This window comes from Pseudomonas sp. M20, assembly GCF_045037865.1.
Classification (GTDB): Bacteria; Pseudomonadota; Gammaproteobacteria; order Pseudomonadales; family Pseudomonadaceae; genus Aquipseudomonas.
Genome location: NZ_CP173611.1, coordinates 794342 through 806040 on the forward strand (window position 1 = coordinate 794342; position 11699 = coordinate 806040).

The 11699-nt window shown below is 58.6% G+C and carries 13 protein-coding genes; 10 read left to right on the top strand and 3 right to left on the bottom strand.

The features are described 5' to 3' along the window. Window positions 1-46: 46 nt before the first annotated feature. Both ACI514_RS03600 and ACI514_RS03605 read right to left on the bottom strand, forming a co-directional pair. Complete coding sequence (locus ACI514_RS03600) at window positions 47-1243, bottom strand: MFS transporter (RefSeq protein WP_160058995.1); 1197 nt, start codon at window positions 1241-1243, stop codon at window positions 47-49. 109 nt (window positions 1244-1352) lie between these two features. Beyond that, a complete protein-coding gene (locus ACI514_RS03605) occupies window positions 1353-2006 on the bottom strand; it encodes an HD domain-containing protein (RefSeq protein WP_405123092.1) in 654 nt (217 codons plus the stop codon). 225 nt (window positions 2007-2231) lie between these two features. On the opposite strand from ACI514_RS03605, the gene ACI514_RS03610 reads away from it, so the two are divergent. The 10 genes from ACI514_RS03610 to ACI514_RS03655 all read left to right on the top strand — a co-directional run bounded on the left by ACI514_RS03610 (window position 2232) and on the right by ACI514_RS03655 (window position 10593). Next, window positions 2232-2711: a GNAT family N-acetyltransferase gene (locus ACI514_RS03610; RefSeq protein ID WP_038364457.1), complete on the top strand. Its 480-nt coding sequence runs from the start codon at window positions 2232-2234 to the stop codon at window positions 2709-2711. Window positions 2712-2870: 159 nt separating this feature from the next. Next, window positions 2871-3533 (top strand): hypothetical protein, encoded by a 663-nt coding sequence (locus tag ACI514_RS03615; RefSeq protein WP_405123093.1) that lies wholly within the window; start codon window positions 2871-2873, stop codon window positions 3531-3533. Continuing rightward, the gene (locus ACI514_RS03620) at window positions 3530-4024 is read left to right on the top strand and encodes a PAAR domain-containing protein (protein WP_016986005.1); all 495 of its coding nucleotides are present in this window, start codon (window positions 3530-3532) and stop codon (window positions 4022-4024) included. The genes ACI514_RS03615 and ACI514_RS03620 overlap by 4 nt, the downstream gene beginning before the upstream one ends. Before the next feature lie 5 nt (window positions 4025-4029). Continuing rightward, window positions 4030-4764: an alpha/beta hydrolase gene (locus ACI514_RS03625; RefSeq protein WP_405123094.1), complete on the top strand. Its 735-nt coding sequence runs from the start codon at window positions 4030-4032 to the stop codon at window positions 4762-4764. Continuing rightward, window positions 4761-5291 carry a hypothetical protein gene (locus tag ACI514_RS03630; RefSeq protein ID WP_405123095.1) on the top strand — a complete coding sequence of 177 codons (531 nt, stop codon included), beginning with the start codon at window positions 4761-4763 and terminating at the stop codon, window positions 5289-5291. The genes ACI514_RS03625 and ACI514_RS03630 overlap by 4 nt, the downstream gene beginning before the upstream one ends. A gap of 105 nt (window positions 5292-5396) precedes the next feature. Then, window positions 5397-6386 carry a 2-dehydro-3-deoxygalactonokinase gene (locus tag ACI514_RS03635; RefSeq protein ID WP_405123096.1) on the top strand — a complete coding sequence of 330 codons (990 nt, stop codon included), beginning with the start codon at window positions 5397-5399 and terminating at the stop codon, window positions 6384-6386. 19 nt (window positions 6387-6405) lie between these two features. Then, on the top strand, window positions 6406-7026 hold the full coding sequence (locus tag ACI514_RS03640) for a 2-dehydro-3-deoxy-6-phosphogalactonate aldolase (RefSeq protein ID WP_405123097.1): 621 nt from the start codon (window positions 6406-6408) through the stop codon (window positions 7024-7026). A gap of 46 nt (window positions 7027-7072) precedes the next feature. After that, window positions 7073-8221 carry a galactonate dehydratase gene (gene dgoD / locus ACI514_RS03645; RefSeq protein ID WP_007908327.1) on the top strand — a complete coding sequence of 383 codons (1149 nt, stop codon included), beginning with the start codon at window positions 7073-7075 and terminating at the stop codon, window positions 8219-8221. Between the two features lie 196 nt (window positions 8222-8417). Then, window positions 8418-9728 carry an MFS transporter gene (locus ACI514_RS03650; RefSeq protein WP_116030469.1) on the top strand — a complete coding sequence of 437 codons (1311 nt, stop codon included), beginning with the start codon at window positions 8418-8420 and terminating at the stop codon, window positions 9726-9728. A 61-nt stretch (window positions 9729-9789) separates the two neighbouring features. Continuing rightward, window positions 9790-10593, top strand: a complete 804-nt coding sequence (locus ACI514_RS03655) for an IclR family transcriptional regulator (RefSeq protein ID WP_158960093.1) — start codon at window positions 9790-9792, stop codon at window positions 10591-10593. Here the strand turns inward: ACI514_RS03655 and ACI514_RS03660 are convergent. Next, window positions 10590-11642, bottom strand: a complete 1053-nt coding sequence (locus ACI514_RS03660) for an NAD(P)-dependent alcohol dehydrogenase (RefSeq protein WP_160058986.1) — start codon at window positions 11640-11642, stop codon at window positions 10590-10592. The genes ACI514_RS03655 and ACI514_RS03660 overlap by 4 nt on opposite strands. Between the last annotated feature and the right edge of the window lie 57 nt (window positions 11643-11699).

The window sequence follows — 11699 nt, forward strand, 5'->3', positions numbered from 1 at the left end:
TGGTCTGCCCTCTGATCGGATTGGTGCCTGATGAACGACGAACGGTCTAGATCACCGCTGCGGTTTTGATGACCAGTCGGCGCCAAAGCAAGCGGCCAAAGGTAATCAACCAGTTGGCCAACGCGACGATCAAAACCGTCAAAAGCAGCGTGCTCATGCCGTGTTCAACGATGATTTTTCCGGCCAGCAACGGGAAACCAAACACACCGATAAAGTACGCCAGACTGAACAGCAACAAGGCCTGTGACGTGGTGCCGGCCGGTGCTTCGTTGGCCGCCAAACCGTTGATCACCGAATAGGTCAGGCCATAACCGACGCCGAGCACCAACGCCGCCAGCAGATAGGTGAATCCACTGTGCACGCCGAACGCGAATAGCACGATCGAGCCGAGCATCAGCCCCGACAACAGGCAAGAAGCGCGCAGCGGATCACGCTTGACCACATAGCCAGCGATCAGCATGCGGCTGCTGATTGCCGCACTCATGAAGCCCAGAAAGAACAGCGAATAATCCAGCGATCGCGCAGCGGCGTAACTGGTCTGGAAACTCGACAGGCCACCGAACACGCAACCGCCGAGGCCGACCATGATGATCGGAAACAGGGCGCGCGAGCCAAGCACTTGAGTGGTCGCTTGCCAGCTGATTTTTGCCGCTGTCGGGGCCTGCGCACTTTTCAATCGAGAACCGAGCCGCCAGAACAGCAGCACCCCGATCAGGCTTGCGAGCGCCGCCAGATAAAACGCCGAGGTCACTGGCAAGCCCAGCGCAGTGGCTGCCCGTCCGAGCAACGGGCCGCTGCCGATCCCGGTCATCATGCTGCCCGACAGCAGCGCGAAGTACTTGGCGCGCTGCGCCGGGGTCACCAGACTCGCGACGATGATCGGCCCCAGGGTGTAGAAAACGCCCCAACCCAAGCCCAACAACAAACCGAAAAACAACAGCAGATGACCAAATCCTGGCGTCAGCGCAAAGCCCAGACTTGCCGCCACCAGCAACAGACCGAACAGGGCAATCGAACGCGCCGCGCCGAGCCAGTCCGACAGATGCCCGGACACCAGCACTGCGACAAACGTACTGAGCATCGCCGCCGAAATCACACTGCCGGCATCGTGTTCATTGCCGCCGCGAGAACTGATCAACAGCGACAATAAAAACGTCGAGCCGTAAGACAGCGACAGCAGATAACTGGCGAGGCAGAACAGGCCGAACAGCTTGCCTGAAACCTTGGGTATTGCTTGCGACATGACGCGAATCCTTGAGCGGAAAAATTCAGCGTCGTCTGTTTAACACGTCAGGCAGGCGACTTAGGTCTGAGCTTGGCGAAGTCAGGATCACTGCACGCCGGAGTAATGCTCAAGCGATACCGATCTCTTCCTTGAACTGCTCCATGAAACCCTTCAGACGATGATGACGGACCAGCGCCAGACGCTGGCCGGTGGCAGTCTGGAAACCGTCGGCGAGGTGCAGCAGTTTGGTCTGGAAGTGATCGAGGCAAAACCGCTTGTCGTCGTAGTCGCGCTGTTTCGCTTCGGGATCCTGCGGGTCGTACAACGCCGAGCCCATACGCCCGGCGATATAGAACGTACGGGCGACGCCGAGCATGCCCAGTGAGTCGAGGCGGTCGGCGTCCTGGACGATTTTCGCTTCGAGGGTGAGCGGGGTGATGTTGGCGGAAAAACTATGGGCTTCGATGGCGTGGGCGACGGCCTTGATTTTTTCTTCCGGCCAGTTCAGAACGGCCAGCACTGACGAAGCTTTATCTGCCGCCAGCCGCGAAGCCTGCGCGCGCAGTGGCGAATTCTTCTCGACAGCCACGCAATCGTGCAGCAGCACGGCGGCGAGCAACACCTCAAGATCGCCGCCTTCTTCTTTCCGTAGCGTGCGTACGTTGTGCCAGACCCGTTGCAGGTGGGCGAGGTCGTGAGCGCCGTCGTCGGACGGCTCCAGGGCGTGCGGCAGTAACTCTGCTGCCAGTGCCGCCACGGGTGTAAAAAACTCAAGGTTCATAAGCATCCTTTCAGATTGGCGAAGTCCCTGTGGGAGCGAGCTTGCTCGCGAAGAGGCGGTATCAGTCACCGCAATGTCACTGACAGTCCGCTTTCGCGAGCAGGCTCGCTCCAACAGGGAACTGCAGCGTTTGCAACATTGCGCAGGGTAGTGTGTGTTTTGCCATGTGACGAGCGCCGCCCACGGCCTTAGTATGGCGTTTTCCTTTTCCGACAAGGCCCGTCCATGACGATCGACATCCGCCCGGCGACCCCCAGCGATGCCCCGCAAATCCTCGCCTTCATCACTGAACTCGCTGATTTCGAAAAGGCCCGCCACGAGGTCATCGCCAGCGTCGCTGACATCGAGCGCAGCCTGTTCGGCGAAGGCGCCACCGCTCACGGTCTGATCTGCCTGCGCGACGGTCTGCCAATCGGTTTCGCGGTGTTCTTCTTCAGCTATTCGACCTGGCTCGGCAGCAACTGCCTGTACCTCGAAGACCTCTACATCACCCCCGAACAACGCGGCGGCGGTGCCGGCAAAACCTTGTTGCGTCACTTGGCGAAAATCGCCTGCGACAACGACTGCGGCCGCTTCGAATGGAGCGTGCTCGACTGGAACACGCCGGCGATCGAATTCTATAAATCCCTCGGCGCGCAACCTCAGGAAGAGTGGGTGCGCTACCGCATGGATGGCCAGGTTCTGCGTGAGTTTGCCGAGGGTTGAACACGATGATGGCAATCCGGCAGTAATTCGATTGTCGCCAGCGCTCTAGTCCGGCATTCTACGCGCCATTTTTGCGCGCTCACGGACGACACCTGCAATGCCTCTGGCACAACTTCTCCACGCCCGTGGAGCCTTCGCTGCGTCAACGGGTGACCGGCGATGAGCGGACTACGGGCGTCAATGCGTCTGTATGGCCTGGTGAAAAACTCAGGCTTGAGCGACAACCCCCAGCGCCAACCGGTCGACATTCTGTGCATGACAAATCGTACGGGCGGCAGCGCCATTCGTGCGTTCGTGTCACGCCTTGATGCCGAGTTGATGACCCGCAGCGCCGGGCTCGCCGAGTACCGCGTGATACCGCTGCGCACCTTCGATCCGACGGCGTTTATCGACGCCCATCAAGGCTGGCTGACGCTGCACATTTGCTGTGGTTTCGTCGCCCCTGCCGGGCATTCGCTGCTCAGGGGCGGCGGGTTGATGCCGATGGGCTGGCACGTCTATTCCGAGATCGGCCAGTGGACGGCCCAGCATTATCTCGATCTCGGCGCACAAATGGCCGAACTGCTGCAATCGACTTATGAGCGTAATCATCTGCGCCACTACAACGCCTGGCTCAACGAACTCGACGACGCCTCGCCGGCTGAACTGGCCTGGCAAACCGACGAAGCCTGGCAACACCTGCAAACCGCCGCATCACCCGACAGCCGTGAGCATTGCCACGCCCTGTTCGACCCCGTCGATAACCGCTGGCGCTTCGCCGCGACCGACATCGATATTCATCAGCCGCACCCGGAACCCCTGAAGCAAGGAGCTTTGAATTGAGTGGTAAACCCGCTGCACGCGTCACCGACCCGACCGCCTGCCCATTGCCAGGCCATGGCACCAACCCGATTGCCTCCGGCTCGCCGAACGTCTTCTTCGACGGCCTCGCCGCCGCGCGCATGACCGATAAGTCGGCGTGTGGCAGCCCGATTACCGGAGCGGTTTCCGGCACCGTATTCATCAACGGCCTGAACGCGGCCACGCTCGATAGCACCGGAGGCCACGGCAATGTCGTGGTCGGTGGGTCGGGGACGGTGATTATTGGCCAGAGCGGCGGTGGGGCAGCGTTTAGTGGGCTGTTGCCGATGCCGGTGCATTTTACGGACAGGTTGCAAGTGGTTAACGAGGCGACTGGCGAGCCTATCCCCGATCATCCGTATGCGATCCAGCGAGGTGATGGGCGCATAGAACATGGCATCACCAATGAGCAGGGCTTTACCCATATGGTGAGTTCTCACTTGGCTGAAACTATTAAATTGTTTGTAGAGTGATCGAAATGGAAGTCGAAAATCCTGCACTCAGAGACTGCAAAACTGAAGTGGCTGGCCATGAGTTGACCTGCAAGACTGACCAGAGCGTCAAGCAAGTTACTGTCAAAGTGAAAAAGGTAGCCGTTTTCTTTATTGGCGGTGCTGGGGATAAAGAGGAGTATTATCAGAATGAACCTCCTCATCATAATGTGCAAAATGCGTGGAATCAGTTGTCGAACAGACTGTCTCCGGAACAAAAGCTCGACGTTAATTTACCTTATATAAGCTATAAGGATGTTCGCGGTGAGAAGGATATCGAGAAGTATGTAATACGCCCGTTAAAAGGTGATAAGACGGTTTATCTTGTGATTGTTGGTCATAGCCTTGGGGGTTGGAATGGTGCACATTTGACCTCGATTTTGAAAGAACGAGGTTATACAGTCAAGATGTTGGTAACACTCGATCCTGTTGGCGGTGGTACAGGTGTATGGATGTTCTCTGATATCTATTTTACGACGCCAAAGCCCGTGGCAGATTACTGGATAAATATATTGGCATCCCCCAAGGAAAAAGACGATTCAGATACTGTTGCCAGTTTGGGAGAGCGCTGGATCATGACATCTGGACCGAATATGAATGAGGCGGTCAGTGCGAATCACCGGCAAGCAGGTATGCTGTTCGCCTCCAAACTTCAAAGTGGAAAGTCTGCGTGCGATATAGTTTATGAGCGAGTGACTCAATATTTGGAATCGAAAAAATGATACGACTATTTATTGTGCTGACGATGCTTCTATGTAGTTCTTGTGCCAAGCGGCCGATTCTTCCTGATACCGAGATTGAATTCATTTCTGTCGCTACAGGGGGCGATAGTTTGTCTTGGAGTGTTCGCTTTAGTTCGAAGACCGATGTGTTGAATTTTTTTAAGGATGCGACGGGAGAAACGCAGTTGGGTGAAACATTGTTTTGCTCTCTGGATAAAGAGCTTGAATTTGAAAGCTCCGATAAATTGACTAATTATTTTGTTGGTAATCTTGTTGAGGTTGACGCCGATAAGTCTGGTTTAGACCATATTTATACGTCTAGATTGTCCGCAGTGAGAAAGGAGGATGAGGGCGTTTCAAATGTTTTCATGAGCGCGGAAGAACTGCTGGCATTATTAAATGAACGTAACGCCGTCTCTTGCAGAGTGTTTACCTCAGCTTACTCATTCGGGGGATACTATTCGGAGTCAATGCTGATTCCAGCAACTGACCTCGTACACGTCATTGAACAGCAGCGCGTGCAATGATTGCTTTATCCCATAATGTGGGATGCAAAATTACATATTGAGATTTCACGTCTGAGAGGTCTATAGTCCGTCGCACTCACTGCCAAAAACAAAACAGGTGAAGCGATGCTGGCGCAATTGATCGCGCTCGACTGGGGGACGACCTCATTACGTGCTTACAAACTCGCGGCGGACGGTGTGGTGCTGGAGCAGCGCGCGCTGTCGTCCGGGATCATGCAGTTGCCCAAGACCCCGCGAAACATCAACGGTCGCGAATGCGCCGATGGTTTTGAACTGGCGTTCGACGAGGCGTGCGGCGACTGGCTCGAGGCGCAGCCGGATCTGCCGGTGATCGCTTGCGGCATGGTCGGCAGTGCGCAGGGCTGGCGTGAAGCGGCCTACTGCGAGACGCCGGCGAACGTCGCCAATCTCGGAAAATCCCTACAAACAGTGATCAGTCTGCGCGGCACCGTGGTGCATATCGTGCCAGGCGTGATTCAGCGTTCTCGTCTGCCGAACGTGATGCGCGGCGAAGAAACCCAGGTCCTTGGCGTCCTGCAGAATCTGCCGGTTGAGGCGGGCGCTGATCTGTTGATCGGCCTACCGGGCAGTCATTCGAAATGGGTCGACGTGGTCGATGGCTGCATCACTCATTTCGATACCTTCATGACCGGCGAAGTGTTCGCCGTGCTCAGTGAGCACAGCATTCTCGGCCGGACCCTGAAGCAAGGCGCGACGTTCGATGCTCTGGCGTTTGACCGGGGCGTGCAGGTTGCGCAGTCGGCGGACGGCGAGCTGGGCGTGCTGTCGACGTTGTTCAGTGCCCGCACCCTGGGCCTGACCGGTGAACTGAGCCCGACAGCGCAGGCGGATTATTTGTCCGGTCTGATGATCGGCCATGAATTGGCAGCACTGGCCAGCGCTCAACGCCGTCGCCGCGACAACCCGAATCTCCCTTCGATCATCCTCATCGGCAACGCGCAACTGTGTGCGCGCTACCGCCGTGCCCTCGACGCCTGTGGTTTCGCCAACGTGACGCTGGCCGAGCAGGCCACCGAGCGTGGCTTGTGGCAACTGGCGCTGGCTGCCGGACTGATTGATTCCTCATCCCGTTAACCCTGACTGGAGGCCTGACATGCTCAAGCAAGCATTGGCGCAAAACGGTCTGATCGCGATTCTGCGTGGCCTGCATCCGCAGGAAGCCGCCGCTGTCGGAGAAGTCCTGTATGCGGCCGGATTTCGCGTCATCGAAGTACCGCTCAATTCCCCTTCGCCTTACGAAAGTATCCGCATCCTGCGCAAGGCCCTGCCCGCCGATTGCCTGATCGGTGCCGGCACGGTGTTGACCCCGGAACAGGTCGCGTTGGTGAAAGAAGCCGGCGGCCAAGTGATCGTCATGCCGCACAGCGACGCCAAGGTCTTGCGCGCGGCAAAAGCGGCGGGGCTGTACTTATCGCCGGGTGTCGCCACGCCCACTGAAGCCTTCGCGGCGCTGGAGGAGGGCGCGGACATTCTCAAGTTGTTCCCGGCCGAGCAGATGGGCCCGGCGGTCGTCAAAGCCTGGCTTGCGGTGTTGCCGGCGGGGACGGTGCTGGCGCCGGTCGGCGGTATCACTCCGGACAACATGCAGGCGTTTATCGATGCCGGTGTAAAAGGTTTCGGCCTCGGTTCCGGCTTGTTCAAACCGGGCATGACACCAGAGCAAGTGGCGGTGAACGCCAAGGCCTACGTGGCTGCTTGGAAGGCCCTTCGCTAAGACTTTTTGGCGCTGTGTGCGCTGCATCTACAAGAGAGACAAAAAGATGAAAATCACCAAACTCACCACCTTCATCGTGCCGCCGCGCTGGTGTTTCCTCAAAGTCGAAACCGATGAAGGCGTGACCGGTTGGGGTGAACCCGTGGTCGAAGGCCGCGCGCACACCGTCGCGGCCGCCGTCGAAGAATTGTCCGACTACCTGATCGGCAAAGACCCACGCAACATCGAAGACATCTGGACCGTGCTCTATCGCGGTGGCTTCTACCGGGGCGGCGCGATTCACATGAGTGCGCTGGCCGGTATCGATCAGGCGCTGTGGGACATCAAGGGCAAGGCGCTCGGGGTGTCGGTCAGCGATCTGCTCGGCGGTCAGGTGCGTGACAAGATTCGCGTGTATTCGTGGATTGGCGGTGACCGTCCGGCCGACACCGCACGTGCGGCGAAAGAGGCGGTGAGCCGTGGTTTCACTGCGGTAAAGATGAACGGCACCGAAGAGTTGCAGTTCCTCGATACTTTCGAAAAAGTCGATCTGGCGCTGGCCAACGTTGCCGCTGTGCGTGATGCGGTCGGGCCGAACGTCGGCATCGGTGTCGACTTCCATGGCCGCGTGCACAAGCCGATGGCCAAGGTGCTGATGAAGGAGCTCGATCCGTACAAACTGATGTTTATCGAAGAGCCGGTGCTCAGCGAAAACTACGAGGCCTTGAAAGAACTGGCACCGCTGACCAGCACGCCGATTGCCCTCGGTGAGCGGCTGTTCTCGCGTTGGGACTTTAAACGCGTGTTGAGCGAAGGTTACGTCGACATCATCCAGCCGGATGCCTCCCACGCGGGCGGCATCACCGAAACCCGCAAGATCGCCAACATGGCCGAGGCCTACGATGTGGCACTGGCGCTGCACTGCCCGCTGGGGCCGATTGCGCTGGCGGCGTGTTTGCAACTGGACGCTGCTTGTTACAACGCGTTTATCCAGGAGCAGAGCCTGGGCATCCATTACAACGAGAGCAACGACTTGCTCGACTATGTGAAAGATCCACGGGTGTTCGATTACGACAAAGGTTTTGTGAAGATTCCGAACGGGCCGGGTCTGGGCATCGAGATCAACGAGGAATACGTGATCGAGCGCGCAGCAGTCGGGCATCGCTGGCGTAACCCGATCTGGCGCCATGCCGATGGCAGCTTTGCCGAGTGGTGAGTCGCTGAATCACCTGTGCCCCCTGTGGGAGCGAGCCTGCTCGCGAATGCTATGTCACATCCGACATCGATGTGACTGATCCGACGCCTTCGCGAGCAGGTCGAATCGTCGCACCGTCGCTCCCACAGGTTTTAATCTCCACATGGATGGGAGATTTGCGTCATGACCTCAATAAACATAAGAAGAGGCATCTCTCATGCAACCGCAAACCCTCACCGGGCAGGCGTCTTTAGTCACGCCTAGCCGCAAGCGGTTTTTCATCATGGTGTTGCTGTTTATCACCGTGGTCATCAACTACCTCGACCGCAGCAACCTGTCGATTGCCGCGCCGGCGCTGACCAGTGAGTTGGGCATCGATCCGATTCACGTCGGCCTGATCTTCTCTGCGTTCGGCTGGACCTACGCCGCCATGCAGATCCCCGGCGGCTGGCTGGTCGATCGTGTGCCGCCGCGCATTCTTTACAGCGTCGCGTTGCTGCTGTGGTCGCTGGCCACAGTGATGCTTGGTTTCGCCGCCAGTTTCATCGCGTTGTTTGTCTTGCGCATGGCGGTCGGTGCACTGGAAGCCCCGGCGTATCCAATCAACAGTCGCGTGGTCACTACTTGGTTCCCCGAGCGTGAACGCGCCACGGCCATCGGTTTCTACACCTCGGGTCAGTTCGTCGGCCTGGCATTTTTGACCCCGGTGCTGGCCTGGCTGCAACACGAATTCGGCTGGCACATGGTCTTTGTCGCGACCGGCGCGGTGGGCATCATTTGGGCAGCGATCTGGTACGCGGTGTATCGCGAGCCACGGGATTTCAAAGGCGCCAACGAAGCGGAAATCGACTTGATCCGCGAGGGCGGTGGTCTGGTCGATATTCAACAAGAGTCGGCCAAGGTCAAAGCCAAGTTCAGCTGGACCGACTTGGGCATCGTGCTGACCAAACGCAAGTTGTGGGGCATCTACCTTGGCCAGTTCTGCCTGAACTCGACGCTGTGGTTTTTCCTGACGTGGTTCCCGACTTATCTGGTGAAGTATCGCGGCATGGACTTCATCAAGTCCGGCCTGTTGGCGTCGCTGCCGTTTCTCGCAGCGTTCGTTGGCGTGTTGTGTTCGGGGTTCTTTTCCGACTTCTTGATCCGTCGCGGCTACACCGTTGGCTTTGCGCGCAAGTTGCCGATCATTGGCGGGCTGCTGATTTCCACCTCGATCATCGGTGCCAACTTCGTTGAGTCGACGCCCCTGGTGATTGCCTTTCTGGCGCTGGCGTTCTTCGGCAACGGTCTGGCCTCGATCACCTGGTCGCTGGTGTCGACGTTGGCGCCGGCGCGTTTGCTCGGGCTGACGGGCGGGGTGTTCAACTTCATCGGCAACCTGTCGGCGATTGCCACGCCGATCGTTATCGGCTTTCTTGCCAGCGGCGATTCCTTCGCGCCGGCGATCACCTATATCGCGGTTCTCGCACTGATCGGCGCTTTGTCCTACGTGCTGCTGGTCGGCAAGGTCGAGCGTATCGAGTTGTAGTGGTCTGCGTCGGGCGACCATAATGCCGCCCGTTCCTTCGCTCAACGGTAAAAGGCTGGATATGCAGGAAGACGCTCCGGAAAAAACCAAGGACGCCGCGCCCACCGGCACCCAGACGCTGTTACGTGGCTTGGGTGTGGTGCAAGCGGTGGCCAGCGGCGCCCGCGATCTCAAGGAGATTGCCCGGCTGATCGGCACCACGCGCAGCACCACCCATCGTCTGGCCAGTTGCCTGGTCGACGAGCGCTACCTGCGCGTGGTGCCGCAAGTCGGTTATCTGCTCGGGCCGAAGCTGATCGAACTGGGTTTCCAGGCGCGCGAAGAATTGCCGCTGGTGACCTTGGCCGCACCCTACCTGGACGAGTTGTCGGCATTGACCGGCGACACTGTGCACTTAGGCATTCGTGAAGGCGATGAGGTGCTGTATCTGCTGAAAAATCCGGGGCGCAACGGCCCGGAAATGCGCTCGCGGGTCGGCCATCGCATGCCGCTGGCACGCACCGGTATCGGTAAGGCGTTGATGCTCGATGACTCGCCGAAAGATTGGCAACGTCTGTACGACATCAGCCTGCCGGCAGGTGGGAAAAGTCAGTTCTGGCCGCAGCATCCCCAACAGTCGTGGGAACAGCTTGAGCAGCGCATGACCGAATACGTCGCCGGTGGCTACGCGTTCGATCTGGAGGACAACGAACCGTCGATCCGCTGCGTGGCGGCGCCGATTCGCGATGCGAGCAAGGGCATTGTGGCGGCAATCAGTATCGCCAGCACCGTGCCGTACATGCCGCTGGAAAAAATGGCCGAGCTGATTCCCCTGATCAAAGGGGTCACAGCCCGGCTATCGGCGGAACTCGGTCTAAAGATTTAAACCTTGAGGGTCGCCATGTCGATGACGAAACGGTACTTCACGTCGCCAGCGATCATGCGCGCATAAGCCTCATTGATCTGGCGGATGTCGAGCATTTCGATGTCGCAGGTGATGTTGTGTTCTGCGCAGAAATCCAGCACTTCCTGGGTTTCAGCAACGCCACCAATCAACGAGCCGGCCAATACGCGGCGGCTCATCACCAGTTTGCCAGCGTGGACCGGTGGATCGATCGGTTCGATCAGACCGACCAGAATGTGCACGCCGTCGAAGCGCAGGGTGTCGAGGTACGGGTTGAGATCGTGCTGCACCGGAATGGTGTCGAGCAGGAAGTCGAAGTAACCGGCAGCGGCTTTCATCTGCTCGCCGTCGGTGGAAACGATCACGTGATCGGCACCCTGACGGCGACCTTCTTCAGCCTTGCTCGCCGAGCGGGTGAATAGCGTGACTTCGGCGCCCATGGCCTTGGCGAATTTGATGCCCATGTGGCCGAGGCCGCCCATGCCGAGAATCCCGACTTTGTCGCCCGCTTTCACACCGTAGTGCTTGAGCGGCGAGTAGGTGGTGATACCGGCGCAGAGGATTGGCGCGGCGCTGGCTAACGCCAGTTTTTCCGGAATGCGTACGACGAAATGCTCGCTGACGACGATGCTGTCCGAATAACCGCCCATGGTGTTGCTACCATCGACACGATCCGGGGTGGCGTAGGTCATGGTCGGGCCTTCGAGGCAATATTGCTCAAGGTTCGACTGGCAGGCTTCGCAGGTGCGGCAGGAGTCGACCATGCAGCCGACGCCGACCAGATCGCCGACTTTGTGCTGGGTGACATTCGCACCGACCGCGGTGACTTTTCCGACGATCTCATGGCCGGGCATCAGCGGGTAAACGGCGATGCCCCATTCGTTGCGCGCCTGGTGGATGTCGGAGTGGCAAACGCCGCAGTAAAGAATTTCGATGGCGACGTCGTCGGCGCGCGGGCTGCGACGTTCGAACTTCATCGGGGCGAGGGGGGTGGTGGCCGATTGGGCGGCATAACCGATGGCTGTGTACATGTGAAACCTCGCAAAAGCAGGAACAAGTGAGGCGGCGCATTCTGGGCGCCGACTGTC

Coding starts and splice junctions, on each gene's coding strand:
- ACI514_RS03655 (WP_158960093.1), top strand. CDS start 9,790: ATGCAGGAAGACGCTCCGGAAAAAACCAAGGACGCCGCGCCCACCGGC.
- ACI514_RS03660 (WP_160058986.1), bottom strand. CDS start 11,642: ATGTACACAGCCATCGGTTATGCCGCCCAATCGGCCACCACCCCCCTC.
- ACI514_RS03610 (WP_038364457.1), top strand. CDS start 2,232: ATGACGATCGACATCCGCCCGGCGACCCCCAGCGATGCCCCGCAAATC.
- ACI514_RS03600 (WP_160058995.1), bottom strand. CDS start 1,243: ATGTCGCAAGCAATACCCAAGGTTTCAGGCAAGCTGTTCGGCCTGTTC.
- ACI514_RS03650 (WP_116030469.1), top strand. CDS start 8,418: ATGCAACCGCAAACCCTCACCGGGCAGGCGTCTTTAGTCACGCCTAGC.
- ACI514_RS03625 (WP_405123094.1), top strand. CDS start 4,030: ATGGAAGTCGAAAATCCTGCACTCAGAGACTGCAAAACTGAAGTGGCT.
- ACI514_RS03630 (WP_405123095.1), top strand. CDS start 4,761: ATGATACGACTATTTATTGTGCTGACGATGCTTCTATGTAGTTCTTGT.
- ACI514_RS03605 (WP_405123092.1), bottom strand. CDS start 2,006: ATGAACCTTGAGTTTTTTACACCCGTGGCGGCACTGGCAGCAGAGTTA.
- dgoD (WP_007908327.1), top strand. CDS start 7,073: ATGAAAATCACCAAACTCACCACCTTCATCGTGCCGCCGCGCTGGTGT.
- ACI514_RS03640 (WP_405123097.1), top strand. CDS start 6,406: ATGCTCAAGCAAGCATTGGCGCAAAACGGTCTGATCGCGATTCTGCGT.
- ACI514_RS03615 (WP_405123093.1), top strand. CDS start 2,871: ATGAGCGGACTACGGGCGTCAATGCGTCTGTATGGCCTGGTGAAAAAC.
- ACI514_RS03635 (WP_405123096.1), top strand. CDS start 5,397: ATGCTGGCGCAATTGATCGCGCTCGACTGGGGGACGACCTCATTACGT.